Consider the following 25,501-nt stretch of genomic DNA (forward strand, 5'->3'; position numbering starts at 1 on the left):
ATGTCCCAAACCGAAATGATGGTTCGCGGTGTGACGTGCGCCGAGCCGTGCGCGATGACGCACGGGAACGCTCTGGTACTGCTGGATCAGTCGTCGGTCAGCGTCATGTGCACGCCGCCGACGAGTGCTGCCGTGATGTTGTACAGGAACGCCATGATCGTCGCGATCGCCGTCAGCAGCACGATGTTGCAGATGCTGATCAGGGTCGCGAGCGAGATGACGCGGGGGAACTCCACGAACTGCGTGAGGTTCACGTTGCTCTGCGGGCCGACGGCGTCCTCCACGAAGCTCTGCACCGTGGTGAACACACCGAGGCTGTTGAGCACCGACCAGAAGACGGCGGTGGCGACCACGGTCATGATGGCGACCGCGACGGCCAGCAGGAACGCGAGCTTCATGACCGACCACGGGTCCACGCGGGAGAGCGCGAGGCGCACCCGGCGAGGCCCGGCCGGCGCCGGACGCGGCACCTCCGGCGTGGGGGTCGACGCCGGCTGCGCGGGCAGCTGCTGGCCCTGCGGGCCGTCAGGGACCGGCGTGGCCGTACCGCGCACGCCTGCGGCCGTGTAGTGCATCTCGGGCCGCGGCTTGGGCTCGTTCTGGGCGGACGCCGTCTGCCCGTCGTCGTCAGGCATGATCGAGGACACCTTCTTCGCCGCGCTGCGGGCAGCGTCCAGGGCGGCCTGGGCCGCCTTCATCGCGCCGGCCTTCACGCCGTCCGTTGCTCCGGCCGGGGCCGCGGCCGGGCTGCTCACCGACGCGCTGGGCGCCGGCACCCGGTTCCACGACTTGGCGTCGGGCTCGGTCGCGGTGGAACCCTGCGCCGTCGAGGCGTCGTTCTTGCCCGAGGCCCGCCCGATGGCCGAGACCAGGCCCGCCTGGTCCTTGTCCTCGCCGTTCGACGCCGACGTGGGCTCTGCCGACTTCTGGTCCTTGCCCGACTTGCCGGCCTCGTAGGCCGACCGCCAGACACCACCCGTCGTCGGGACGTCGGTGGTGGACTCTGCAGGAGCGGGCGGTGCCGGGGGCTTGCCCTCGGCCTTGGCCGGGGCAGCCTCCGTGCTCGCCGAGCTGCCGGAGGCAGCCGGCGTGGTGCTTGCCGAACCGTCCGACGCGGTGCCCTTCTCCGAGTCGGCCCCTGCCGACTCCGTGTCCGGGGTCTCGGCCTCGGCCGACGCCTCCGTCACGTCCTTGCGGTCCCGGGTGATCTCCAGGTCCTCTTCGAGCGAAGGCGTCGCGATGCGCACGTGCCCGTTCTTGTCACTCGTCATCAGCTGTCCTCGCGTCCGGTGCTGTCCTGCTCAGGGGTGCTCGGAACTTCGTCGGGGGTCGGATTCTCTTCCACGGTAACCCGCTCGGTGGGTTCGCCGTCGGAGTTCTCGTCCAGGGCTCCCACCGCATCGCCCGCGTCCTCACGCTCCGCGTTGCGCGCGACGGCGATGATCCTGTCCCCCTTGTCCGGCTTTGCGAAGGTTACCCCCTGGGTGTTCCGGCCGGTGAGGTTAACTTCTGCGACGGCCGAACGGACGATCTTCCCGCGCTCCATGATGACCAGCACCTCGTCGTCCGCATGGGTCACGAGCGCGCCCACGAGGTCGCCACGTGCCTCCACGAGGTTGGCGACCTTGATGCCGAGGCCGCCGCGGCCCTGGATCCGGTACTCCGAGATCCGGGTGCGCTTGGCGAACCCGCCCTCGGTGACGACGAACAGGTCGGCACCGTCGATGACTACGTCGGCGGACAGCAGCTCGTCCTCCTCGCGGAACTTCATGCCGGTGACGCCGGACGTCGCGCGGCCGAGCGGACGGATCGACTCGTCGTCCGCGTGGAAGCGGATCGACTGGCCCTTGCGCGACACGAGGATGAGGTCGTCGTCGGCGTTCACGAGGCGGGCCGAGACCAGCTCGTCCGCGGCGCCGTCGGCGTCCTCCCGCAGGTTGATCGCGATGAGGCCGCCGGAACGCGGCGAGTTGTACTCGCTCAGGCGGGTCTTCTTCACGAGCCCGCGCCGGGTGGCGAGCACCAGGTAGTCCGCGGCCTCGTAGTCAGGGATGTCGAGCACCTGGGCGATCTTCTCGCCGGGCTGGAAGGCCAGCAGGTTGGCGACGTGCTGGCCCTTCGCGTCGCGGCCGCCCTCCGGGAGCTCGTAGCCCTTGGCCCGGTAGACCCGGCCGAGGTTGGTGAAGAACAGCATCCAGTGGTGGGTCGTCGTCGTGAAGAAGTGGTCCACGATGTCGTCCTCGCGCAGCTGCGCGCCACGCACACCCTTGCCGCCGCGCTTCTGCGAGCGGTAGTTGTCCGTCCGCGTCCGCTTGGCGTAGCCGCCACGCGTGATCGTGACGACCACGTCCTCCTCGGGGATCAGGTCCTCCATGGACATGTCGCCGTCGTACGGGAGGATCGTGGTGCGGCGCTCGTCGCCCCAGCGGTCGGTGACCTCGTCGAGCTCCTCACCCACGATGGTCCGCTGCCGCTCCGGGCGGGCGAGGATGTCCAGGTAGTCCTCGATCTCGGCACGCAGCTTGGCGTGCTCGTCGAGGATCTTCTGCCGCTCGAGGGCCGCCAGGCGGCGCAGCTGCATCGACAGGATGGCGTTGGCCTGCTGCTCGTCGATGGTGAGCAGGTCCATCAGGCCCGTCCGTGCCTCGTCGACGTCGGGGGAGCGGCGGATCAGGGCGATGACCTCGTCGAGCGCGTCGAGCGCCTTGAGGTAACCGTCGTAGATGTGGATCTGGTCCTGCGCCTCCTTGAGGAGGTACTCGGTGCGCCGGCGCACGACCTCGATCTGGTGCGTGGTCCAGTGCCGCACGAAGGCGTCGATGCTGAGCGTGCGGGGCACCTCGTCGACCAGCGCCAGCATGTTCGCGCTGAAGTTCTCCTGCAGCTGCGTGTGCTTGTAGAGGTTGTTCAGCACCACCTTCGCCACGGCGTCGCGCTTGAGCACGATCACCAGGCGCTGGCCGGTGCGGCCCGACGTCTCGTCGCGGATGTCGGCTATGCCCTGGATCCGGCCGTCGTTGACGAGGTCCGCGATCTTGGACGCCAGGTTGTCCGGGTTGACCATGTACGGCAGCTCGGTGACGACCAGGCAGATCCGGTTCTGGATCTCCTCGACGCTGACCACCGCGCGCATCGTGATGGAGCCGCGACCGGTGCGGTAGGCGTCCTCGATGCCCTTGTGGCCCAGGATCTGCGCGCCGGACGGGAAGTCCGGGCCCTTGATGCGCTGCAGGAGCGCCTCGAGCAGCTCCTCGCGGGACGCGTCGGGGTGGGCCAGGTGCCAGCGGACACCCTCGGCCACCTCGCGCAGGTTGTGCGGCGGGATGTTGGTGGCCATGCCGACGGCGATGCCGGCCGAGCCGTTGACCAGCAGGTTCGGGATGCGCGCGGGGAGCACCACCGGCTCCTGCGTGCGGCCGTCGTAGTTGGGCCGGAAGTCGACGGTGCCCTTCTCGATGTCGCGCACCATCTCGAGCGCGAGCGGCGCCATCTTGCACTCGGTGTACCGCGGGGCGGCGGCCGGGTCGTTGCCCGGCGAGCCGAAGTTACCCTGGCCGGCGACCAGCGGGTATCGCAGGACCCAGTCCTGCACCAGGCGCACCAGGGTGTCGTAGATCGCGGTGTCACCGTGCGGGTGGTACTTGCCCATGACGTCGCCCACGACGCGCGAGCACTTCGAGAACGCGCGGTCGGGGCGGTAGCCGCCGTCGTACATCGCGTAGATGACACGGCGGTGCACCGGCTTGAGGCCGTCCCGCACGTCGGGCAGCGCGCGGCCCACGATCACGCTCATCGCGTAGTCGAGGTACGACCGCTGCATCTCCAGCTGCAGGTCAACCTGCTCGACGCGGCCGTGGTGGACCGCTACGCGCGCGTCCTCCATGGGAATGCCGTCGTCGGAGTTCTCCACGCCGGGGGTCTCGTCCGTCACCGTCTTTACTTCCTTTCCACGCCGGTGGGCGTGTCACTTCGTCTCAGGGCCAGCTCGACGGGGGACGCCGCGAAGCCCTCTCGGACCCCGCGGCGACGCACCCCATCAGATATCGAGGAACCGCACATCCTTGGCGTTGCGCTGGATGAATGTGCGGCGGGACTCGACGTCCTCGCCCATGAGCACCGAGAAGATCTCGTCGGCCGCGGCCGCGTCGTCCATGGTCACCTGCAGCAGCGTCCGGTGGTCCGGGTCCATCGTGGTGTCCCAGAGCTCGGAGTAGTCCATCTCGCCGAGACCCTTGTAACGCTGGATGCCGTTGTCCTTGGGGATCCGCTTGCCCTGCGCGGCGCCGGCCTCCAGGAACGCGTCGCGCTCCCGGTCCGAGTACACGTAGTCGTGCGGGGCGTTGCTCCACTTGATCCGGTACAGCGGCGGCTGCGCGAGGTACACGTGGCCGTGCTCGATCAGCGGACGCATGTAGCGGAACAGCAGCGTCAGCAGCAGGGTGCAGATGTGCTGGCCGTCGACGTCGGCGTCGGCCATGAGCACGATCTTGTGGTACTTCAGCTTCGTGATGTCGAAGTCCTCGCCGATACCCGTCCCGAAGGACGTGATCAGCGCCTGGACCTCGGCGTTCGACAGCGCCTTGTCGAGGCGGGCGCGCTCGACGTTCAGGATCTTGCCGCGCAGCGGCAGGATCGCCTGGTTGTGCGGGTTGCGCCCGCGCACCGCCGAACCGCCGGCCGAGTCTCCCTCGACGATGTAGATCTCGCACTCGTCGGGGAAGCGCGACTGGCAGTCCTTGAGCTTGCCCGGCATGCCGCCGCCGTTGAGGATGCCCTTGCGGCGGGTGGCCTCGCGCGCCTTGCGCGCCGCGATGCGGGCCTGGGAGGCCTGGATCGCCTTGCGGATGACGTCACGCGCCTCGTTCGGGTGGGCGTCGAACCAGTCGACGAGCTGCTCGCGCACGACACGCTGCACGAAGGTCTTGGCCTCCGTGTTGCCGAGCTTCGTCTTGGTCTGGCCCTCGAACTGCGGCTCGCCGAGCTTGACGGAGATGACGGCGGTCAGGCCCTCGCGGATGTCGTCACCCGTGAGGTTCTCGTCCTTCTCCTTGATGATCCCCTTGTCCCGCGCGTAGCTGTTGACCAGCGTGGTCATCGCCGCACGGAAGCCCTCCTCGTGCGTGCCGCCCTCGGTCGTGGAGATCGTGTTGGCGAACGTGTGCACCGACTCGCTGTAGGCGCTGGTCCACTGGAGCGCGACCTCGACGGAGATCTTGCGCTCGGTGTCCTCGCTCTCGAACGAGATCACGTCGGGGTGGATGAGCTCCACGCGCTTCGCCGAGTTCAGGTGGTGCACGTAGTCCATCAGGCCGTCGTCGTACTTGTACGTGACGGTGCGCCAGGCGTCGGCACCCTGCGCGTCCGGGGTCGTCCCGTCGGCGTCGGCCTGCCCGTCGGCGACCTGCTCGACGCCGTCGGCGGCCACCTCGGGCTCCGCGCCCGTGACCTCGTCGGTCGCGGCGGAGTGACCCGCGCGCTCGTCGGTCAGCGTGATCTTCAGGCCCTTGTTGAGGAACGCGTACTGCTGGAAGCGCGCCCGGAGGGTCTCGAAGTCGTACTCGGTGGTCTCGAAGATGCTGCCGTCGGCCCAGAACGTCTGGGTGGTCCCGGTGTGCTCGTCGGGGCCGAGCGGCTCGAGCTTCTCGACGCCGGTGATCGGGTTGCCGCCGTCGGTGTACTCCTGGCGCCAGTGGAAGCCGTCGCGGCGCACCTCGGACACGAACCGGGTGCTCAGCGCGTTCACCACGGACATGCCGACGCCGTGCAGGCCGCCGGAGACGGCATACCCGCCGCCGCCGAACTTTCCTCCGGCATGCAGGATCGTCATCACGACCTCAAGCGTGGGCTTGCCCTCGGTCGGGTGCATGGCGACCGGGATGCCGCGGCCGTCGTCGGTGACTCGCACCCCGCCGTCCGCCAGAAGGCGGACGTCGATCTCCGTGGCGTGGCCCGCGAGAGCCTCGTCCACAGCGTTATCCACAATCTCGTACACAAGGTGGTGGAGCCCACGCTCACCGGTTGATCCGATATACATGCCCGGTCGCTTACGAACGGCCTCGAGACCTTCCAGGACTGTGATGTTCCCGGCGTCGTAGCCGCCGTCGATTCGCTCTGTCACGGGCGGGGTTGCTCCTCGTCTTTCAGGCACACGATGTGCACGACGACGGACGTACCAGCTACGGCACGAGTGGCTCGGGCCCGGTGGGGCCCCGGCCTGCTCGGGTGCTATGCACGGTCCGACGGCTCGTCGGTGCTCAGCGTTCCGGGCCCTCAGGACGTTCCTGGGAACCCGGCGCGGTTGACCCCCTCATACTACCTTCTGAGCGGCGAAAACCCGGGATCCTGGGGTGTTTGTAGCCACTCCTCCACAACCTTTCTCCACAGGGTGATTTCTGGGGCCCTGGAGGGGTTCGGATCAGGCCTCCGGAGGGCCGTTCCAGAGCTTGATCGGGTCCTCGATCCGGATGTTGATCGGGGCCCGAGACGGTCCTCGACCACGACTTCCGGACTACGCCGTCCGCCGGGTCGACGAAGGGGGTGTCGCGGGCATGTCACGACGGCGTCCAGGCATACGGATGCCCACCGAATCGCAATGCCCCTGCCTGACGAAGGTCAGAAAATTTGTACGCAGAAGGAGACATTTCGTTGATTTGTCTTTTTCTGCTCTAATGTCACCGACCGGTCACATGCGCGCGCTCGCGCACTCTCACTTCGAAGGGCTTATAGAGTGAAGAAGCTTCTTGCCGGCGGAACCCTCGCCGTCCTGGCTTTTGGCGGCATGATCGCCTCGGCCGCACCCGCATCCGCACACACTCCGAGCGTCTCCTCGGACTGCGGTTTCGTGAACGTTGATCTCAAGTACTACCAGAACGCCAAGGTCACGGTCGTCATTGACGGCCAGACCGTCGAGGACACCGAGTTCAACGGTGGTTTCCAGAAGCGCTACGAGGAGAACCTCGGGCTCGACAAGGCGCACGAGTGGACCGTCACCGTCGACGCCTACGACGGTCGTGACGGCACCCAGTACGACTGGTCCGAGTCGGGTTCCATCCCCGTGTGCCAGACGCCGCCGCCCGCCGAGGTCGTCACGCCGGTCGTGCCGGAGGCCGTCTCCGGCTGCGCCGCCAGCCTCGACGACATCGTGCTCCCGGAGAGCACCGAGGCGATCACCTACACCAAGACCGAGGCCGGCATCGTCGCCACCCTCAACTCGGAGGAGTTCGTCTTCCCCGAGGAGCTCGGTGCCTACCTCCCGCAGGAGGACGGCTCGGCCCTGCTGCCGACCGAGGCCATCGTCTTCGAGGAGGAGTGCGAGCCGACGCCGGAGCCGTCCGAGCCTTCGGTCGAGCCGAGCGAGGAGGCCTCCGTGCCGCCCGTCGACGAGCCCTCCGCCTCGCCCAGCCCCGCCGCTGAGGAGCCCGAGGAGCTCGCCGCGACCGGTGCGACCGTCGGTGGCGCCATCGCGTTCGCCGCGCTGCTCGCCATCGGTGGCGTCGCCCTGGTCTGGGCCCGCAAGCGCATGCAGCACAACGCGTGAGCTGATCGCTCCTGGCTGACGCCACGGCGCAGCTGAGCAGAGAAGGGCTCCCCGGCTTCGGCCGGGGAGCCCTTCGTGCGTCTGTGGACGCGTGAGCGCGCGCCTGTGGATATCTCTGGGCGGCGTCAGCCCCAGGTGTCGCGCGGCCCCGGTCCGCGCACCGAGCGCGGACCGCGCCGGAAGCCCGGACCGGCGGGGCCGAGGACCGTGACCTCCTCGACGACGCCCTCACCGATCTCCTCGGCCATGCGGCGGATCAGGTTCGGCACCAGCAGCCGGAGCTGGGTCGCCCAGGCTGTCGAGTCCGCGCGCACCACGAGGACCTTGTCCTCGAACGTCTCGGGTGTGCAGTGGTCGGCGATCTCCGAGCCCACCACCTCGCGCCAGCGGCCGACGACGCCGCCGACCGACACCTCCTCGGTCCAGCCCTTCTCCCGCAGCAGCCGGCCGACGACGGCGCCGAGAAGCTGTGGATCGCGCGCCCCGGGGCCCGAACCGCTCGACCGGGGCTCGGCCAGGGGAGAGCGGCGGGAGGGCGATCCGGGCCGCAGGCCGCGGGCGCGGGCCGCTGCCTTGGCGCGATTCAGCGCCGCGCGCGCGACCTCCGACGGCGGCGTCAGCGCGGGCTCAGAGTTATCCACAGGCCCCTGTGGAGATTCATCAGTCACGGGTCACCGTCCCGGGTTCCACGTGAAACCGTACGCCGTCGAGCGCTGCCGGGATGTCCTCGGGCACGGCAGCCGTCACGAGCACCTGACGGGCAGGCAGCACCAGGTCCGCCAGGCGCTGCCGACGTCGGACGTCGAGCTCCGCGAACACGTCGTCGAGGATGAGCACCGGGTCGGCATCGGTGCCGAGATCCGGGTCCCAGAATGCGGGTGAATCCGCCGAATTCTGCGGATCCCCGCCCAGCAGCCGGAAGGAAGCCAACCGCAGTGCGAGCGCGAACGACCACGATTCGCCATGGCTCGCGTACCCCTTGGCCGGTAGCCCACCGAGCGTCAGGACGAGGTCGTCCCGGTGCGGTCCGACCAGGCTGACGCCCCGCTCGAGCTCCTGCGGACGGGCCGCGGCCAGGGCCTCCAGCAGCAGGTCACGGAGCCGCGCGACGTCCGAAAAGTTATCCCCAGAGCCTGTGGACAAGTCCGGCGGATTGTCCTCCGAGAGCGCCGGGAGCGACGACCGGTAGGCGATCTCCGCGTCGCCGTCGGCGTCGCTCACCTGCTCGTACGCCGCGGCGACCGCGGGACGGAGCGCGTGCACCAGCTGGACCCGCAGCGACAGGATCTCCGCCCCCAGCTCGGCGAGCCGGGCGTCCCAGACGTCGAGCGTCGCGAGCTCGGCGGCCGCCGAGCTCTCGGAACGGGAGGAGCCACCCGACCGCCTCGCCGACCGGGCCGACTTGAGCAGCGCCGACCGCTGCCGCAGCACCCGCTCGTAGTCCGAGAGCACCGCCGACATCCTCGGCATCATCAGGACCAGCAGCTGGTCCATGAACCGCCGACGACCGTCCGGGTCACCCTTCACCAGGGCGAGGTCCTCCGGGGCGAACAGGACCGTCCGCAGGACCCCCAGCACGTCTCGCGCCCGGACCGGCTGGCCGCGGTTGATCCGGGCGCGGTTCGCCTTGCCCTGGGTGATCTCCAGCTCGACCGTGCTCGCCCGGTCGCCCCGCACGATCCGGGTCCGCACAACGGCACGCTCTGCGCCCGACCGCACCAGCGGTGCGTCCGTGGCGACACGGTGCGAGCCCAGGGTCGCGACGTACCCGATCGCCTCGACGAGGTTGGTCTTGCCTCGGCCGTTGCGCCCTACGAAGGCGTTGACCCCGGGCTCGAGCTCCACGTCGGCCGTCGCGTACGACCGGAAGTCCAGCAGGGAGAGGTGGGAGACGTACATCGGTAGGAGATCGTACGTCCCGGCCGCTACTCCGCCGACTTGACCGCGTGCCCGCCGAACTGCTGGCGGAGCGCGGCCACGGCCTTCATCGCCGGCGACTGCTCCTGGCGGGAGGCGAACCGCGCGAACAGCGCGGCGGAGATCACGGGGAGCGGGACGGCCAGGTCGATGCCCTCGTCCACGGTCCAGCGGCCCTCGCCCGAGTCGTCGACCCAGTCGTCCAGCAGGGCGAGCTTCGGGTCCTCCTCCAGCGCCTTGACCATCAGGTCGAGCAGCCAGGAGCGGACGACCGTGCCGCGGCTCCAGGCACGTACCGTGCCGTGCACGTCGGTGATCAGGTCGGACTTGGCCGCCAGCAGCTCGTAGCCCTCGGCGTAGGCCTGCATGAGGCCGTACTCGATGCCGTTGTGGACCATCTTGGCGTAGTGCCCGGCGCCGACCCCGCCCGCGTGGACGAAGCCCTCCTCGCGGGGCCCCTCCGGGCGCAGCGCGTCGAAGACCGGCATGACGCTCTCCACGTCGGCGGCAGCGCCGCCGACCATCAGGCCGTAGCCGTTCTCAAGGCCCCAGACACCGCCGCTCACGCCGACGTCGAGGTAGCCGATCCCGTTCTTGGCGAGCTCCGCGGCCCGCTCCTGGTCCTCGACGTAGTGGGAGTTGCCGCCCTCGATCACGATGTCGCCCTCGGACAGGATCTCCCCGAGCTGGTCGAGCACCCCACGCGTGGGCTCGCCGGCCGGCACCATCACCCAGACGACCCGCTTCTCCTCGGGAAGCGCGGCGGCGAGGTCGGCGAGCGTCGCGACGTCGGACACCTCGGGCCGCGGGTCGAACCCGGTGACCTCGATGCCGCCCTTGCGGAGGCGGGCCCGCATGTTGTTGCCCATCTTCCCCAGGCCGACGAGGCCGATGTGGGTAACCATGTGCGTGAAATCCTCCAGGGTCGTTCGACGGGGTCGCTCGTGGCGGCCGCCTTGGTGCTTGCTGACGGTGCTGTGGATGCACTGGACCGCTCCGGCCCCGAGGGGCGGAGCGGCCGACCGTCAGCCGGTGAAGCGGATCGGCACCAGCAGGTACCGGTAAGCGGAGTCGTCCTCGCCGTCCAGGCTGCCCTGGCCGGTGAACTCCACCGGCTTGTTCGGGTGCGTGAAGGACAGGCGGACGAAGTCCGTGCCCAGTGCACCCAGCCCGTCCAGCAGGAACTGCGGGTTGAACGCGACGGCGATGTCCTCGCCGACGAGCACGGCCTCCAGGGCCTCGGACGCCTGCGCGTCGTCACCCTGTCCGGCGTCCAGCACGACCTGTCCCTCGCTGAAGGAGAGGCGGATCGGCGTGTTGCGCTCCGCGACGAGGCTCACGCGCTTGGCGGCCTCGATCAGCGGCGCGGTGGCGACGACGGCGTGGATGGGGGTGCTGTCCGGGAACAGCCGGCGGACGGCGGGGTAGTCGCCGTCGACCAGCTGGGACGTGGTCTGTCGGCCGCCGGCCTCGAAACCGACGAGGTCGAGGCCCTGGCCTGTGGACAGACCGACGTTCACCAGACCGCCGCCCGAGCCGAGCGACTTGGCCACGTCGTTGAGCGTGCGGGCCCGCACCAGCGCGACGGCGGAGAAGCCCGGGGTGGCCGGGGTCCACGTCAGCTCACGCAGGGCGAGCCGGTAGCGGTCCGTGGACAGGAGGGTGATGCGCTCGCCCTCGATCTCCACCCGCACGCCCGTGAGCAGGGGGAGTGTGTCGTCCCGGCTGGCCGCGACGGTCACCTGTGCGACGGCGTGGGTGAACGCGTCGCCCGAGACCGTGCCGCTGACCTCGGGGAGACCCGGGAGCGCGGGGTACTCGTCCACAGGCATGGTGAGGAGGGTGAACCGGCTCGCGCCGCAGGTGACGATCACCTTGTTGCCCTCGAGGGCCACGTCCACAGGCTTGTTGGGCAGCGCGCGGGAGATCTCGGCGAGCAGTCGCCCGGAGACCAGCACGGTGCCCGGCTCCGCGACCTCAGCGGGGATCTCCGACCGCGCGGACGTCTCGTAGTCGAAGCTCGCGAGGTTGATCACGCCCTGTGCGTCGGCCTCGATCCGGACGCCGGCGAGGACCGGAGCCGGCGGGCGCGTGGGGAGCGTGCGAGCGGTCCATGTCACGGCATCGGCGAGGACGTCGCGCTCGACCCTGAACTTCATGCCGTTGCATCTCCTCTTGTTCCTGGGCTGTCGAGGGAAACCCTACGCGAGTTGAGGACCGGGCGGCACTCGATAGACAGGGGCTGTGGATAGACTTCTCACGGCCTCTCGTACTAGTGTTCGAAGCGGCGTCCGAGCGCTCGATCGCCTTATGAAGGCGTGTGGATTCCCCCTGATAGATAACTGTCGTAGTAGTAGTCGGTGTTGTGGAAACTGGGGAAATCGTGTCTTTCTGCAGGTCAGGTGCTATTTCTGCCTGTGGAGGAACTGTGGGTCCATCTGTGCATGAACTAGGGACCACTGTGGACGGCCAGTTTTTACACACAGGCTGTCCACCGATTCGGGTCTCGTCGCCCACAGAAAACAGGCCTTCATCCACACCCGTCCACAGGCTTGTCCCCAGGTGTGTATGGGCTGGTCAGCGCGGCGCACCAAGTTCTGCACAGAGCCTGTCCACAGTGCTGGGGACAACCTGATCGGAGTCGCCGGAATCCGGGGATCCGAGTGTGGACAGACCTGTGGAGGTGCGTATACGCAACACCCCTGCGCACCGGTGGGGCTGTGCACAGGGGTGGGGATACGTGTGGAACTGCGGGCTATGCCGGATTTCACAGGCGAGTTCGAGCCTGTGGGCTACCCGGAGGCTTCGGTCCTCCCGCGGAGCACGGAGACGGCTCGGCGCGAGCCCGAGGACGGTCTGGGGGCGCCTGGAGCTGGCCGGGGAGGAGTCCCGTCAGCCGCGCTGCTGCTGCTTGATCCGGCTGGTGAGCTCGGTGACCTGGTTGTAGGTCGAGCGGCGTTCGGCCATCTGGCCGGCGATCTTCTTGTTCGCGTGCATGACCGTGGTGTGGTCGCGACCGCCGAACTGCTGGCCGATCTTGGGCAGCGACAGGTCGGTGAGCTCGCGGCACAGGTACATGGCGATCTGCCGGGCGGTGACCAGCACGCGGGAGCGTGACGAGCCGCACAGGTCGTCGATGGTGAGGCCGAAGTACGCGGCCGTCTGCGCGATCACGACGGCGGGAGTGATCTCCGCCGTGTCGTCGTCGTCGGTGATGAGGTCCTTGAGGACTATCTCCGCCAGCGCCAGGTCGACCTGCTGCCGGTTGAGGTTCGCGAACGCGGTCACGCGGATCAGCGCGCCCTCCAGCTCACGGATGTTCGTCGAGATCCGCGAGCCGATGTACGAGAGGACCTCGGCCGGCACGTCGAGGTGCTCGCTCGCCGCCTTCTTGCGCATGATGGCGATGCGGGTCTCGAGGTCCGGGGGCTGGACGTCGGTGATGAGGCCCCACTCGAAGCGGGAGCGCAGCCGGTCCTCGAACCCGTTGAGCTGCTTGGGCGGGACGTCGGACGTGATGACGACCTGCTTGTTGGCGTTGTGGAGCGCGTTGAAGGTGTGGAAGAACTCCTCCATCGTCTGTTCCTTGCCCTGCAGGAACTGGATGTCGTCGATGAGGAGCACGTCGACGTCGCGGTAGCGGCGCTGGAACGCGCCCGCCTTGCCCTCGCCGATGCTGTTGATGAAGTCGTTGGTGAACTCCTCGGAGTTCACGTACCGCACGCGGATGTGTGGATACAGGTTGTGGACGTAGTGCCCGATGGCGTGCAGCAGGTGGGTCTTGCCCAGTCCCGAGTCGCCGTAGATGAAGAGCGGGTTGTACGCCTTGGCCGGAGCCTCGGCCACGGCGACCGCGGCCGCGTGCGCGAACCGGTTGGACGAGCCGATGACGAACGTCTCGAAGATGTACTTCGGGTTCAGCCGGGTGGGCTCGGCGGAAGGCTTGGGCGCGGGCTGCGGCGCGATCGGCATCTGCGCCTGCTCGGGTTCCGGCGGCTCCTGCTCGAGGGAGAGCGCGGCAGGGCCGGAGATCTGCGACGGGCCGGCGAGCGTGCTGCTGCTCAGCTCGGGGTCCACGGTGATGCCGAAGCGGACGTCCCGGCCGAGCACCGAGGACATGGCGGAGACCAGGTCGTCGCGGACGGCCGTCTCCAGATAGGTACGCGTCTGCTCGTGGGGGACGGCGATGAAGACCATGTCGTCCAGCACGGCCATCGGCTTGGCGAGACGTATGAAGGCGAGCTGCCGGGGGCTCATGTCGGGCCGGGCCTCGAGCGCTGTCAGGGTCTGCGCCCAGACGTCGCCGATGTTCTCGTCCGGGTTGGCCACTGGCTTTCCTTCGTCTCGTGCGTGGGGTGGTGCGCGATGCTGGGGGTGTGTTGGAGTCTGCCATGATGGGGCACCGTCCACACAGTTGTCCACAGGTTGTGGATGGCGGGGATCATGGCTGGGTAAGTGGTACGTAGCCTGCGTGGACGGGTTGGGGACGAGGGCGTCCGGGGCGCGCGGTGTGGCGCGTCCGACACGCATGATCCTGCCGTTCTGGTTTGACCCGGAGGGTCCCGTCGGCGTAACGTCAGACAGCCGTTCCAGGTACTTCTGCGCGCCCACTCACGGATTCGTGCCACGTCCTTCGACGTCGGCCACGTCCGGTGGACCAGGCCCCGGGTCGGCTAGGCCGATCGATGTACTGAGCGGCCACCATTCACTGCATCGTCGAGGACAGACGGTGTGCCTACCCCGACGTTCTTGGAGTACCTCGTGAGCAAGCGGACCTTCCAGCCGAACACCCGCCGTCGTGCGAAGACCCACGGCTTCCGGCTGCGCATGCGCACCCGTGCCGGCCGCGCCATCCTGGCGGCCCGCCGTCGCAAGGGTCGCGCCGAGCTCTCAGCCTGAGCCATGTTGCCCGCGGCGCACCGTCTGCGCCGTTCCGTCGACTTCGAGCGGACGGTGCGCCGCGGCACGCGCGCAGGGCGATCGACCTTGGTGGTTCACCTTCTCGTTCCGGACGAAAGCGTCTCGGATCCGGGATCGGGAACTCCCCAGGTCGGTTTTGTCGTTTCCAAGGCTGTGGGTAACTCCGTGCAGCGCAACCTGGTGAAGCGCCGGCTCCGTGCCGCGGCGCTCGGCCAGCTCTCAGTGCTGCCCGAATCCGCTCGGGCCGTCGTGCGCGCTCTTCCGCCGTCGGCGGGCGCCACCTACGCGGACCTCGATCGTGACCTCGACTCGTGCTTGCGCCGTGCCGTCGCACGCGCGTCCGGAGACGGGAAGAGATGACCACCATCCCCGCACCCGAGGGTGAGGCACCGGTGCGCGAGCCATCGCTCATCGGCCGGCTCCCGGTGACGCTCCTCGTGGGGATGGTCCGGTTCTACCAGGCGTTCATCAGCCCGATGAGCCCTCCGAGCTGCAAGTACTACCCGTCCTGCTCGCAGTACACCGTGATCGCGCTCCGTCGCCATGGTGCGCTGCGCGGGCTCGGTCTCGCGCTGTGGCGCCTGCTGCGGTGCAACCCGTGGAGTCTCGGCGGCGTCGACGACGTGCCGCCGGCGCGCGGCACGCACACTCACACCGAGGGCTGACCTGCCCCGGTCCGTGCCGCCGTACACGACCCCCCTCGCACCTCCCGCAGACTTCGCGTCACCAACACTGGAGCTTCTTGACCGATGGACTTCTTCGCCTTCCTCTACCCCATCGAGTGGGTCGTGGCCTGGATCATGTACGGGTCGCACTGGCTGTTCACGACCCTCGGGATGTCCAGCGGCCCCGGTACCGCGTGGGTCCTCTCGATCGTCGCCCTCGTGATCGTCATCCGCGTGCTGCTCATCCCGCTGTTCTTCAAGCAGATCAAGGCCTCGCGCGGGATGCAGATGATCCAGCCCGAGCTGCAGGCCGTGCAGAAGAAGTACAAGGGCAAGACGGACCCGGCGTCCCGCGAGAACATGACGCGCGAGACCATGGAGCTGTACCGCAAGCACGGCACCAACCCGTTCGCCTCGTGCATGCCGATCCTGCTGCAGTCGCCGATCTTCTTCGCGCTCTTCCGGGTGCTCAACGGCCTGCAGCCGATCTCGACCGGCGCCCAGGACCCGATCGGCCCGATCACCCGTGAGGTCGCCGGCGACATCGAGTCGTCGACGCTGTTCGGTGCCCAGCTGAGCGACGTCTTCCTCCAGACCGACTCGCTGACCTCCCGCATCGTGGTGATCGCCCTGATCGTCGCGATGAGCGTCACGACCTTCACCACGCAGCGCCAGCTCACGATGAAGAACATGCCGCCGTCGGCCCTCGAGGGCCCGATGGCGCAGACGCAGAAGCTGATGCTCTACATGCTGCCGATCGTGTTCGCGATCTCCGGCGTGAACTTCCCGGTCGGTGTCCTGATCTACTGGACCGTCACCAACCTCTGGTCCATGGGCCAGCAGTACTACACGATCAAGCGGATGCCGACGCCTGGTTCTCTCGCGGAGAAGCAGATGAAGGAGCGGCAGGCTGCCAAGGCCGCGCGCAAGGCCGCCCGCAACGGCACGGTCATCGAGGACGAGGTGCCGGTGGTCGAGGAGCCGAAGAGCGGCCAGCGGGTTCAGCCGAAGCGCAAGAACCGGCAGAAGGGTGCGGCTCGTCCCGAGGGCGCGCGCCCGGCGATCGCCGCCCAGGCGGCACCGCAGGATGCGGCTGACGCACCGGCCGATGCACCGGTCGACAAGCAGCAGGTCGCGAAGTCGAAGCAGCCCGGCACGCCGAAGCAGTCCGGTTCGCCCAAGCAGTCCAGCACGCAGCCGGGATCGAAGCCCAAGCAGTCCGGTACCGCGCCGGGGGCGACCTCGTCGTCGTCGGGCAAGCGCAAGCAGAAGAAGTAGGAGGAGACTCGATGAACGCGAGCACAGGTACGGCCGCCCCCGATCCCGCGGCCACGGTCGCCGATCCGGAGGACCGCACCAAGCGCCTCGAGGAGGAGGGCGAGATCGCCGCCGACTACCTCGAGGAGTTCCTCGACATCGCCGACCTCGACGGTGACATCGACCTCGACATCAAGCACGACCGCGCCGCGGTCGAGGTGGTCGCGGACGACCCCTCGTCGCTGTCGCACCTGATCGGGCGCGAGGGCGAGGTGCTCGATGCGATGCAGGAGCTCACCCGCCTGGCCGTGCAGACCCGGACCGGTGACCGGAGCCGGCTGATGCTCGACATCGGTGGTTACCGGGCCGCGCGCCGGGTGGAGCTCACCCGTATCGCGGAGAAAGCCGTCGAGCAGGTGCAGGCCTCGGGCGAAGAGGTCGAGCTCGAGCCGCTGAACGCCTTCGAGCGCAAGGTCGTGCACGACGCAGTCGCCGCGGCCGGCCTGGTCAGCGACTCGCGTGGCGTGGAGCCGGAGCGGTACGTCGTGGTTCAGCCGGCCGAGACGTCGACTGCGGTCACCGACTGAGCAGATGGCTTCGGCCGAGGGCCGGTGCGCGTCCGAGGACGTGCACCGGCCCTCGGTGTGTTTGGCTACTTTTCGACAGCGAGTGGAGGACGGGGACGTGGAAGGATCGGACGTGGCAGGGGAGGCCGGTGCGGCCGACGCCGAGGTGTTCGACGGCGAGACGCTCGGCGCGAGCGACACGGTCAAGGCGTACCTGGGTGGTGCCTACGACGGTGTGGCTCGTTACGCGGAGCTGCTCCGGGACCAGGGCGAGCTGCGTGGGCTGATCGGGCCCCGCGAGGTCCCGCGCATCTGGGAGCGGCACATCCTGAACTCCGCGGCCGTGGTTCCGTACCTGCCCGCGAGCGGTTCGGTCGCGGACATCGGGTCGGGGGCCGGACTGCCGGGCATCGTGATCGCGGTGATGCGGCCCGAGCTCGACGTCATCCTGGTGGAGCCGATGGAACGGCGGACGATCTGGCTGGCCGAGGTGGTCGCCGAGCTCGGACTGACCAATGTCCAGGTGAAGCGGGGCCGGGCCGAGGAGTACCACGACGCCTTCGAGGCCGACGCGGTCACGTCGCGGGCGGTTGCCGCGCTGTCGAAGCTGGTCCGGATGAGCATGCCGCTGGTCCGAGTGGGCGGCGAGCTGGTGATCCTCAAGGGCCGCAACGTGGCGCAGGAGATCGAGCCTGCGCGCAAGGTGCTGCGCAAGTTCGCTGCCGCCGAGCCGGAGATTCTCGAGGGGTCCACGGTCGCGGGCGTCGAGGCGACGACGATCCTTCGGGTGCGGCGCAGCAAGTAGCGATGTTTCACGTGGAACGGGAGCGGTCGCCTGTGTGGCGACCGCTCCCGTTCTGTGTGCTGGTACCTGCTGGTCGTGCGTTGCCGGGTGGTGCGGTGGACTGCCCGAGGTCTCAGCAGCCGCCGCAGTTGTAGTAGAGGATGTCCCAGTGGTTGCCCTCGTCGGTGTACAGGTTTCCGGCGCCGGAGCGGTACTGGTAGCCCCAGCCGGAGATGTACCCGACATACGTGAAGTTGCTGGTGATGTAGTTGTCGATGCAGGTGGTCGGCCGGATGTCGAGCTTGTAGCCGTTCCAGTGGCTGTAGGTGCCGCCCGAGTGGCCGGTCTCGGTGCCACCGGTGATCGTGATGGCGCAGCCGCTGGCGGAGCGCAGCGTCTTGATCCCGTCGATGGTGGTCTGCCGTACCTGCTCGAACGAGGTGCATGTGGCGACGTTGCGGTCGCTGCACCCGCCGCTCGACGTCCAGCTGATGCCGGCGGCGCTGAGCTGACTGGTCGCTTGTGCGTGGGTGAGGAAAGTGGCCGCGCTGGCCGGGGCTGCGAAGCCGAGCACGAGTGCTGCGGTGAACGCGGTGATGAGTGCGGTGGCTCGGGTGCTGAGTCTGGACAAGACGCCTCCCTGCGTGGAGTCAGACGTACCTGGGCGCTTCGAGGATAGGTGGAGCGGTGGTTCGTCGGGGCATACCAGTTCTGCCATAGCGGCTGGCGTGGAAGGTGAAGGCCGCGGTTTCGTCCAGGCCGGGCGCTCGGGTCGCCTCTCGTCTAATGAGTTGTCGCAAGGCGCTTTGCCTCAAGGCGCGTCAGCGAGGAGGTGGCTTCCGACTGTGGTCGGCGCGAACCGAGCGGCTGTCGGGGCAGGCTTTGGAGCGACCATCCCTGGGATCCGTTTCACGTGAAACAGCGCGCGCCGTGCTGCCACTCTCAACTCCACCGCTCGGGGGCTGGTCGAGATGTCAGGTCGGTGATGTTGCCCGACCTCCATCACCCTGCTGGGGCGGGCGCGCGTTTCACGTGAAACAGGCCGATCGCGTCGGCTCGCTCGCCAGGCGCCAACGCGTTGGTGAAGATCGCTCCGCGGGTGACAACTGATCCCCTGCGCGACGGCGTTTCGGCACGCTTGAACAGGGGCGCGACCGTAGCGTTACACGGGTGTGCTTCTTCAGACGAAAGTCCAAGCGAGCGGCGGCGGCTGCGGCTGTAGCGGCGCGCGCAGCGGCAGAAGATACGTCCGAGTCGTCCGCTTCTGGACCCGTCACGCCTGAGCATGACGCCGGGCCTGCCGCGGGTGGCGGAGCAGGCGGCGTCGTCCGTGCTTCGGAGGCAGTCGGATCCGAGACGGGGTCACCGGCACTGCCGGCTTCCGCACCGGGCGTTGCCGTGCCGAGCGGCAACGAGCCGGCAGATGCTGTCTCGGGCTCGGCGACGGCGACGGCGACCGTGGACGACGGCCAGCCCGAGCGAGCTGATGCTCCAGAAGCTGGCGTGGCTGCGGAGGAGGGAAGCACCGCCGAGGCCGCAGCAGTGAGCGGAGCCGGCGAAGGCGGCGACCCGGTCGATGGGGGAGACGAGGCGGCGCCCTCGACGAGCAGCCCCGAACGCGAGCCCGATGTTAAGGCAGTCGGCACTACAGATGGACCGGTGGAGGACTCCGCCGTCCAGCCGGCCAGCGCCTCCGCGGCTGAACCCGCTGGCGACCCACTCGCCGAAGACCCTGCTGGCATCGAACCTGCAGCTCAAGAAGGAGTTCCCTCGTCGGTCGACATGGCACCTCCGGCGGCGGAGATCGTGAGCGGTGTTCCGCGGCACGATGTCTGGGGCCAGGACCGACCAGACCCTGAGGGAAAGAACGTCGCCGTACTCAACAAGCTGATCGAGTCGGTGACCCAAGCGGCGCCGACGGAAGACGACGAGAGCACCCACGTGGCAGAGGTCCTGGAGAACGACACGATGACGGAAGCAGTCCTGGAGGCGGCGGCTGGCGAACGGGCGGGGACCGCGGCGACGAACGGTGTCGCCGTCGACCCGGACCTCATGGAGGAGCTGCCCAACCAGCGGATCCCGGAGGATGCGATCAAGCGCGCAAGTGAAGCGCTCGATGCGGCGGTCAAGGCCGCCCCCGCAGTGATCGGTTCCAGCACCATGGTGCTGGACGACGAGGCGGTGGAGTTCGTGGACGCCGAATTCACACATTTCGACGGAGAAACCGCGTCTGAGTCCGAGCCAGATGTCGGGGGCAGCGATTACAGTGTCCGCGTGACGGATCCGATTCCTGTGCAGAGCCTCTCCGCTCCTGGCGTTTCACGTGAAACGTCCGGGTCCGCGCAGACGCCCAATGGCACTCAGCAGCCCACGGGCGGCCCGCACGGTGGCGATGACGAGCGGCGATCGGCCCTCATCGCAACCGTCCCGGCCGTTGACGATACGACTCCTGTCGCCGCCGAGCTCGCAATGGACGCTCGCCGACGTATCGAACTACAGGGCAGGCGCTTCCCGCGCCCGCCGAAGACCCGCATCATCACGGTGGCGAACCAGAAGGGCGGCGTCGGCAAGACGACGACCACGGTGAACATCGCCGCCGGGCTGGCGCAGTCCGGTCTGAACGTGCTCGTGATCGACAACGACCCGCAGGGCAATGCCTCGACGGCGCTCGGCATCGAGCACCGCGCGGGCACGCCCTCCGTCTACGAGATCCTGGTCGAGGGCGAGCCCTTGGCGAACACGGTGCAGCAGTGCCCGGACATCCCCAACCTCTGGGGCGTGCCTGCGACGATCGACCTGTCGGGTTCCGAGATCGAACTGATCTCGCTTGTTTCACGTGAAACACGACTCCGCAAGGCACTCGACAAGTACCTGGAGGACCGCGTCGCCGCAGGGGAGGAGCGCATCGACTATGTGCTCATCGACTGCCCGCCCAGCCTGGGTCTCCTGACCGTGAACGCCTTTGTCGCCGGCCGTGAGGTCTTCATCCCCGTGCAGTGCGAGTACTACGCGCTCGAGGGGCTGAGCCAGCTGCTCAAGACGATCGACCTCATTCGGTCTCACCTCAACCCGGAGCTTCGGGTCTCGTCGATCCTGCTGACGATGTACGACGGCCGGACCAACCTGGCTCAGCAGGTCGCGGGGGAGGTGCGGTCGCACTTCCCGGCGGAGACCTTCAAGACGACGATCCCGCGCTCGGTCCGCATCTCGGAGGCGCCGAGCTACGGCCAGACCGTGATGACCTACGACCCGACATCCACGGGTGCACTCGCGTATCTTCAGTCCTCCCGGGAGCTCGCCGAGCGCGGGCAGGGTGGGTCGAGCCCGCGCCGCATGAAGGCAGAGACGGTCGGGGCGCAGGACTGATGGTCGGCAGTGACGAACGAGGTGCCTTGCATCCCGTGATGATGGAGACGAAGCCCGTCCGCGCTCGGCGTCGGACCGGAACCGACGAGGAGATTCGATGAGTGCGAAGCGACGCGGGCTCGGGCGGGGCCTGGGCGCCCTGATTCCGACGGGTCCGGAACCCGACGAGCAGGCTTCCGGGACTGGGGAGTCGGACGGCGCGGACGGCGCCCTGGGCGGCTCGGTCGCGACCGTCGTCGAGGAGCGCCCGACTCCCACGCTTGCATCGACGGACGAGGTGCCGGTGAGCAGCGTCTCGGTCGAGACGATCACCGAGCCTGCACCCGAGCCGGCCACGGAGAAGAAGGTCGCCAAGAACACCGGGCCGCGTCCGAGCACGGTGAAGTGGGACTCCGCGATCGCCAGCGGTCGGCTGTCAGTGGCCAACGAGAGCGCGGACGGCACCGGCGCCTCGGCGCTGGACGACGCCTTCTTCAGTCGGGAGGAGAGCGCGGCCGAAGCTGTTTCACGTGAAACGCCGGACCTGGTCCCCGTGCCGGGCGCGCGCTTCGCCGAGCTGCCCGTCACTGCGATCCGGCCGAACACCTGGCAGCCGCGCACGGTCTTCGACGAGGGTGACCTCGACGAGCTGGTCGAGTCGATCAAGGAGATCGGCGTGCTCCAGCCGATCGTCGTCCGGCCGGACAAGGAGCACCCGGGCGAGTACGAGCTCATCATGGGTGAGCGGCGCTGGCGTGCGACGCAGGCCGCCGAGCTGGAGACCATCCCCGCGATCGTCCGGGACACGGACGACGGCGACATGCTCCGGGACGCGCTCCTGGAGAACCTGCATCGGTCGAACCTGAACCCGCTCGAAGAGGCCGCCGCGTACCGCCAGCTGCTCGACGACTTCGACTGCACCCACGAGGAGCTGGCGAACCGGATTGCGCGCAGCCGCCCGCAGATCTCCAACACTCTGCGCCTCCTGCGCCTTCCTCCGCTGGTTCAGCGCCGGGTCGCCGCCGGCGTGCTCTCGGCCGGCCACGCACGTGCCCTGCTCGGGCTGAGCGACGGCGCCGAGATCGAGCGGCTCGCCCAGCGCATCGTGTCGGAGGGGCTCTCGGTCCGTGCGACCGAGGAGATCGTGATGCTCACGGAGTCCGACGGCACCGGCAACAAGGCCCGCAAGGCGCCGCGGGCCGGCACGCGCTTCGAGGCCGTGGACGAGCTGGCGACCCGGCTCTCCGACCGGTTCGAGACACGCGTCAAGGTCGCCCTCGGCAAGAACAAGGGCCGCATGACCGTCGAGTTCGCCTCTGTCGAGGACCTGAACCGCATCCTCAACGTCATGGCTCCCGAGGAGCGCGGACTCCTCCGCCCGCCGTCCGACGACTGACCGTCCGAGGACTGACAGAGAGGCGCGGACAGACGCGCCACGTACGGCTCAGGGCCGGCACCCGCGAGGGATGCCGGCCCTGAGCCGTTTCACGTGAAACCGACGACGGCGAACTAGCGGACCGCGGTCAGCGCCCGGTCGACGACCGCGCGGTAGAGCGCCGGCAGGTCGTGCCCGCTGGCCGCGACCGCCTGCGGCAGCAGCGACATCTCCGTCATGCCCGGTGCGACGTTGACCTCGAGCACGTGGGCGGTGCCGTCCGCGTCCAAGATCAGGTCGGTGCGCGACAGGTGCCGCAGGTTGAGCGCGCGATGCGCGCGCACCGCGACGTCGGCCACGAGGGCCGCCTGGTCGGCGGTGAGTCGCGCGGGTGCGAAGAACTCGGTCTCGCCGGCCACGTAGCGCGCGGCGTAGTCGTACCCGCCGTCGGCCACGATCTCGACAGCGGGGAGAGCCTCCGGACCGTCCGCGCCCTCGATGACGCTCACCGCGAGCTCGATCCCGTCGACCGCGCGCTCGACGAGCGCCGTCTCGCCGTAGGCGAAGCACTCCACCATCGCGCGCGGAAGATCCTCGGCGCGGGTCACGACGGTGACGCCGAGGGCGGAGCCGCCCTCGGTGGGCTTCACGACCAGCGGCAGCCCGATGCGCCGGAGGATCGTGTCGAGCACCGGCTGCGCCCCGAGGTCGCGGAACAGGCTCTGGGGGAGCGTCACGTAGTCGGGCGTGGCGATCCCGGCCCCGAGCAGCGCGGACTTGGCGATCGGCTTGTTCCACACCACGCGACTCGCCCGCGGACCCGTGCCCACGTAGGGCAGGCCGACCATGTCGAGCACGTCGCGGACGGAGCCGTCCTCGCCCGAGGCACCGTGCAGCAGCGGCCAGACGACGTCGGGCCGGGTCTTCTCCAGGAAGGGCAGGAGGTCGGCGTCGACGTCGTGCAGCAGGACCTCCAGGCCGGTGGCGCGAAGCGCCTCGGCGACGCGACGTCCGGAGCGCAGGGAGACGTCACGTTCGTGCGAGAGGCCGCCGGCCAGGACGACCACGAGCGGTGCGCTCCGGACGCCCTCGGACCTGGACGGGGTGGAGGGCGAGCCGGCGGTGGCCGGATCGGCCGGGACGGGTGCGGGACTGGTCATCGAGGACTCACTCGGTCGGGACGGAGAGGGACGGACAGCTGCCATCGTGTCAGACGCGCAGGTCAGCGGCGTGACCGGCGGGTCTGACCGGGACGCGGTACGTCAGGCCAGGTCGGGAGCGGGGCCCTCGACGTCGTCCGTGTCGGGGTCGGGCTGCCCGGCGGTGCCGAAGAGCTGCACCAGCTCGGACTCGCCGTGCACCACCCCCGCCAGCCGGCGCACGCCCTCGCGGATGCGCTCCGGGGTGGGGAAGCAGAACGAGAGGCGCATGTGGTCCGAGCCGCTGCCGTCGTAGTAGAAGGCGGTGCCCGGCACGTACGCGACGCGCGCCGTGACGGCCCGCGGCAACATCGCCCGCGCGTCGAGGCCCTCAGGGAGTCGCACCCAGACGAAGAAGCCGCCCTGCGGCACGTTCCACGACGCGCCGGGCAGGTGTTCGCCGAGCGCGCCCACGAGCGCGTCGCGCCGCTCGCGGTACGTCTCGCGGTAAGCCTTGATCTGCGCCTTCCAGTCGCAGGTCTCCAGGTACGTCGCCACGGCGAGCTGAGACGCGTTCGAGGGTGACAGGACCGCGGACTCGCTGGCGAGGACGAGCTTGTCCCGCACCGCGTGCGGCGCGATGACGAAGCCGACCCGGTAGCCCGGCGCGAACGTCTTCGAGAACGAGCCGAGGTACAGCACGCCGTCGGTGTCGTAGGAGCGGAGCGCGGGCAGCGGCTCGGTGTCGAAGCCGAGCAGCCCGTACGGGTTGTCCTCGACAACGAGGACGCCGTGCCGGCGGCAGATCTCCAGGATCTGCGGGCGCCGCTCGACGGACAGCGAGACGCCGGCGGGGTTCTGGAAGGTCGGCACGGTGTACAGGAACTTCACGCGCCGGCCCGCGGCGGCGAGCCGGGTGAGCGTCGCGTCGAGCTCCGCGGGAACCAGGCCGTCGGCGTCGAGCGGCACCTGGACGACGTCGGCCTGGTAGGAGCGGAAGACCCCCAGCGCGCCGACGTACGACGGCGCCTCAGCGATGACGACGTCGCCCGGGTCCACGAAGATGCGGGTCACGAGGTCCAGCGCGGACTGCGATCCGGTGGTCACCACGACGTCGTCGGGATGGGCGGACACGCCCTCCAGCGCGACGACCTGCGTGATGTGCTCACGTAGCGACTCCTCGCCCTGCCCGGAGCCGTACTGCAGGGCCGTGGTGCCCTTGGTGACGATGAGGCGCTGCATCGCGTCGGCGATGACGTCGAGCGGCAGGCCTTCGAGGTACGGCATCCCGCCCGCCAGCGAGACGACCTCGGGGCGGTTCGCCACCGAGAAGAGCGCCCGGATCTCCGAGGCGCGCATGCCGTGCGCTCGCGCCGCGTACGAACCGAACCACGGGTCGAGGCGGGTACCGGCTGTCTCGGGAAGCTCGTTCACGCACGTCAGTCTCGCACGCACCGTGTGCGAGACACAGTGGTCGTTCGTAGTGAAACGGTGAGACTGCCAGGCAGACCCGCTGGGCGGGACCTGGGAGGGGGCAGCAAAAGAGCGCGTGCCCGGCACCACGTCCGGTCACGAGGACCAGGGGGCCGGGCACGCGCTCCTGACACGCGGTGAGGGGACGGTCAGCCCGCGAGGACCTCGTCGATCTCCTCGGTCAGCGCGCGCTTCGGGCGGGCGCCGATGATCGACTTCACGACCTCGCCGCCCTTGTAGACGTTGAGCGTGGGGATCGAGACGATGCCGTAGTCCATGGCGGTCTGCCGGTTCTCGTCGGTGTCGATCTTGACGATCTTGATCTTGCCCTCGTACTCGTCGGAAAGCTCCTCGAGGATCGGCGCGACCATGCGACACGGGCCGCACCAGGTGGCCCAGAAGTCGACGAAGACAGGAATGTCAGAGTCGAGGACCTCGGCCTTGAAGGTGTCGTCGGTGACCTTGATGGTGCTCATCCAGCATCCTCCTTGTAGATGGCCCCGTGCGGGGCCGAGCGGGGCGG

General features: G+C 69.0%; 21 protein-coding genes. 9 read left to right on the forward strand and 12 right to left on the reverse strand.

The features are described 5' to 3' along the window. Positions 1-86: 86 nt before the first annotated feature. The 3 genes from H291_RS34665 to gyrB form a co-directional block, all read right to left on the reverse strand. Positions 87-1,271, reverse strand: coding sequence for a DUF3566 domain-containing protein (locus H291_RS34665; RefSeq protein WP_020017322.1), 1,185 nt, complete (start codon positions 1,269-1,271; stop codon positions 87-89). Further along, positions 1,271-3,931, reverse strand: coding sequence for a DNA gyrase subunit A (gyrA, locus tag H291_RS0122705; RefSeq protein ID WP_020017323.1), 2,661 nt, complete (start codon positions 3,929-3,931; stop codon positions 1,271-1,273). The genes H291_RS34665 and gyrA overlap by 1 nt, the downstream gene beginning before the upstream one ends. Positions 3,932-4,036: 105 nt before the next feature. After that, on the reverse strand, positions 4,037-6,118 hold the full coding sequence (gene gyrB, locus H291_RS0122710) for a DNA topoisomerase (ATP-hydrolyzing) subunit B (protein ID WP_026366028.1): 2,082 nt from the start codon (positions 6,116-6,118) through the stop codon (positions 4,037-4,039). Between the two features lie 723 nt (positions 6,119-6,841). Between gyrB and H291_RS0122715 the strand changes: the two genes are divergently transcribed. Further along, positions 6,842-7,537, forward strand: coding sequence for a hypothetical protein (locus H291_RS0122715; protein ID WP_157237269.1), 696 nt, complete (start codon positions 6,842-6,844; stop codon positions 7,535-7,537). Positions 7,538-7,662: 125 nt separating this feature from the next. Here H291_RS0122715 and H291_RS0122720 read toward each other — a convergent pair whose 3' ends face one another. The 5 genes from H291_RS0122720 to dnaA all read right to left on the reverse strand — a co-directional run bounded on the left by H291_RS0122720 (position 7,663) and on the right by dnaA (position 13,783). Beyond that, on the reverse strand, positions 7,663-8,178 hold the full coding sequence (locus H291_RS0122720) for a DUF721 domain-containing protein (RefSeq protein WP_020017325.1): 516 nt from the start codon (positions 8,176-8,178) through the stop codon (positions 7,663-7,665). 19 nt (positions 8,179-8,197) lie between these two features. Next, positions 8,198-9,436, reverse strand: a complete 1,239-nt coding sequence (recF, locus tag H291_RS0122725) for a DNA replication/repair protein RecF (RefSeq protein ID WP_020017326.1) — start codon at positions 9,434-9,436, stop codon at positions 8,198-8,200. A 26-nt stretch (positions 9,437-9,462) separates the two neighbouring features. Continuing rightward, positions 9,463-10,359 (reverse strand): phosphogluconate dehydrogenase (NAD(+)-dependent, decarboxylating), encoded by an 897-nt coding sequence (gene gnd, locus H291_RS0122730; RefSeq protein ID WP_020017327.1) that lies wholly within the window; start codon positions 10,357-10,359, stop codon positions 9,463-9,465. A 120-nt stretch (positions 10,360-10,479) separates the two neighbouring features. After that, complete coding sequence (gene dnaN / locus H291_RS0122735) at positions 10,480-11,613, reverse strand: DNA polymerase III subunit beta (protein ID WP_020017328.1); 1,134 nt, start codon at positions 11,611-11,613, stop codon at positions 10,480-10,482. A gap of 733 nt (positions 11,614-12,346) precedes the next feature. Next, complete coding sequence (dnaA, locus tag H291_RS0122740; RefSeq protein WP_020017329.1) at positions 12,347-13,783, reverse strand: chromosomal replication initiator protein DnaA; 1,437 nt, start codon at positions 13,781-13,783, stop codon at positions 12,347-12,349. Positions 13,784-14,215: 432 nt separating this feature from the next. Between dnaA and rpmH the strand changes: the two genes are divergently transcribed. From rpmH to rsmG, 6 genes are all read left to right on the forward strand, one after another. Continuing rightward, a complete protein-coding gene (gene rpmH, locus H291_RS0122745; protein WP_026366030.1) occupies positions 14,216-14,353 on the forward strand; it encodes a 50S ribosomal protein L34 in 138 nt (45 codons plus the stop codon). A 3-nt stretch (positions 14,354-14,356) separates the two neighbouring features. Continuing rightward, positions 14,357-14,734, forward strand: a complete 378-nt coding sequence (gene rnpA / locus H291_RS33495; protein WP_084468371.1) for a ribonuclease P protein component — start codon at positions 14,357-14,359, stop codon at positions 14,732-14,734. After that, on the forward strand, positions 14,731-15,039 hold the full coding sequence (gene yidD / locus H291_RS0122750) for a membrane protein insertion efficiency factor YidD (RefSeq protein ID WP_020017331.1): 309 nt from the start codon (positions 14,731-14,733) through the stop codon (positions 15,037-15,039). Before rnpA ends, yidD begins: the two co-directional genes overlap by 4 nt. Before the next feature lie 84 nt (positions 15,040-15,123). Next, the gene (gene yidC / locus H291_RS0122755; RefSeq protein WP_020017332.1) at positions 15,124-16,317 is read left to right on the forward strand and encodes a membrane protein insertase YidC; all 1,194 of its coding nucleotides are present in this window, start codon (positions 15,124-15,126) and stop codon (positions 16,315-16,317) included. Positions 16,318-16,328: 11 nt separating this feature from the next. After that, on the forward strand, positions 16,329-16,883 hold the full coding sequence (locus H291_RS0122760; RefSeq protein WP_020017333.1) for a Jag family protein: 555 nt from the start codon (positions 16,329-16,331) through the stop codon (positions 16,881-16,883). A gap of 112 nt (positions 16,884-16,995) precedes the next feature. Next, positions 16,996-17,667: a 16S rRNA (guanine(527)-N(7))-methyltransferase RsmG gene (gene rsmG / locus H291_RS0122765; protein WP_020017334.1), complete on the forward strand. Its 672-nt coding sequence runs from the start codon at positions 16,996-16,998 to the stop codon at positions 17,665-17,667. A gap of 112 nt (positions 17,668-17,779) precedes the next feature. Here the strand turns inward: rsmG and H291_RS0122770 are convergent, their stop codons facing one another. After that, positions 17,780-18,277 carry a hypothetical protein gene (locus H291_RS0122770; RefSeq protein ID WP_026366031.1) on the reverse strand — a complete coding sequence of 166 codons (498 nt, stop codon included), beginning with the start codon at positions 18,275-18,277 and terminating at the stop codon, positions 17,780-17,782. An 872-nt stretch (positions 18,278-19,149) separates the two neighbouring features. Here H291_RS0122770 and H291_RS34915 point away from each other — a divergent pair. After that, a complete protein-coding gene (locus H291_RS34915; RefSeq protein WP_420038576.1) occupies positions 19,150-21,012 on the forward strand; it encodes a ParA family protein in 1,863 nt (620 codons plus the stop codon). 97 nt (positions 21,013-21,109) lie between these two features. Next, a complete protein-coding gene (locus H291_RS0122780; RefSeq protein WP_020017337.1) occupies positions 21,110-22,387 on the forward strand; it encodes a ParB/RepB/Spo0J family partition protein in 1,278 nt (425 codons plus the stop codon). Positions 22,388-22,500: 113 nt separating this feature from the next. Here H291_RS0122780 and H291_RS0122785 read toward each other — a convergent pair whose 3' ends face one another. From H291_RS0122785 to trxA, 3 genes are all read right to left on the reverse strand, one after another. Then, the gene (locus H291_RS0122785) at positions 22,501-23,526 is read right to left on the reverse strand and encodes a D-alanine--D-alanine ligase family protein (protein WP_020017338.1); all 1,026 of its coding nucleotides are present in this window, start codon (positions 23,524-23,526) and stop codon (positions 22,501-22,503) included. Positions 23,527-23,628: 102 nt separating this feature from the next. Then, entirely contained in the window at positions 23,629-24,939 is a 1,311-nt protein-coding gene (locus H291_RS0122790) for an aminotransferase-like domain-containing protein (RefSeq protein WP_020017339.1), read from the reverse strand. A 188-nt stretch (positions 24,940-25,127) separates the two neighbouring features. Then, positions 25,128-25,454 carry a thioredoxin gene (gene trxA / locus H291_RS0122795; protein ID WP_020017340.1) on the reverse strand — a complete coding sequence of 109 codons (327 nt, stop codon included), beginning with the start codon at positions 25,452-25,454 and terminating at the stop codon, positions 25,128-25,130. Positions 25,455-25,501: the final 47 nt, after the last annotated feature.

Source organism: Promicromonospora sukumoe 327MFSha3.1 (assembly GCF_000385135.1).
Lineage (GTDB): Bacteria > Actinomycetota > Actinomycetes > Actinomycetales > Cellulomonadaceae > Promicromonospora > Promicromonospora sukumoe_B.

Bases quoted from the DNA above. Each gene is read 5' to 3' on its own strand.
- H291_RS34665 (WP_020017322.1), bottom strand. From the start codon at position 1,271: ATGACGAGTGACAAGAACGGGCACGTGCGCATCGCGACGCCTTCGCTC.
- recF (WP_020017326.1), bottom strand. From the start codon at position 9,436: ATGTACGTCTCCCACCTCTCCCTGCTGGACTTCCGGTCGTACGCGACG.
- gnd (WP_020017327.1), bottom strand. From the start codon at position 10,359: ATGGTTACCCACATCGGCCTCGTCGGCCTGGGGAAGATGGGCAACAAC.
- dnaN (WP_020017328.1), bottom strand. From the start codon at position 11,613: ATGAAGTTCAGGGTCGAGCGCGACGTCCTCGCCGATGCCGTGACATGG.
- rnpA (WP_084468371.1), top strand. From the start codon at position 14,357: ATGTTGCCCGCGGCGCACCGTCTGCGCCGTTCCGTCGACTTCGAGCGG.
- yidD (WP_020017331.1), top strand. From the start codon at position 14,731: ATGACCACCATCCCCGCACCCGAGGGTGAGGCACCGGTGCGCGAGCCA.
- yidC (WP_020017332.1), top strand. From the start codon at position 15,124: ATGGACTTCTTCGCCTTCCTCTACCCCATCGAGTGGGTCGTGGCCTGG.
- H291_RS0122760 (WP_020017333.1), top strand. From the start codon at position 16,329: ATGAACGCGAGCACAGGTACGGCCGCCCCCGATCCCGCGGCCACGGTC.
- H291_RS0122780 (WP_020017337.1), top strand. From the start codon at position 21,110: ATGAGTGCGAAGCGACGCGGGCTCGGGCGGGGCCTGGGCGCCCTGATT.
- H291_RS0122785 (WP_020017338.1), bottom strand. From the start codon at position 23,526: ATGACCAGTCCCGCACCCGTCCCGGCCGATCCGGCCACCGCCGGCTCG.
- trxA (WP_020017340.1), bottom strand. From the start codon at position 25,454: ATGAGCACCATCAAGGTCACCGACGACACCTTCAAGGCCGAGGTCCTC.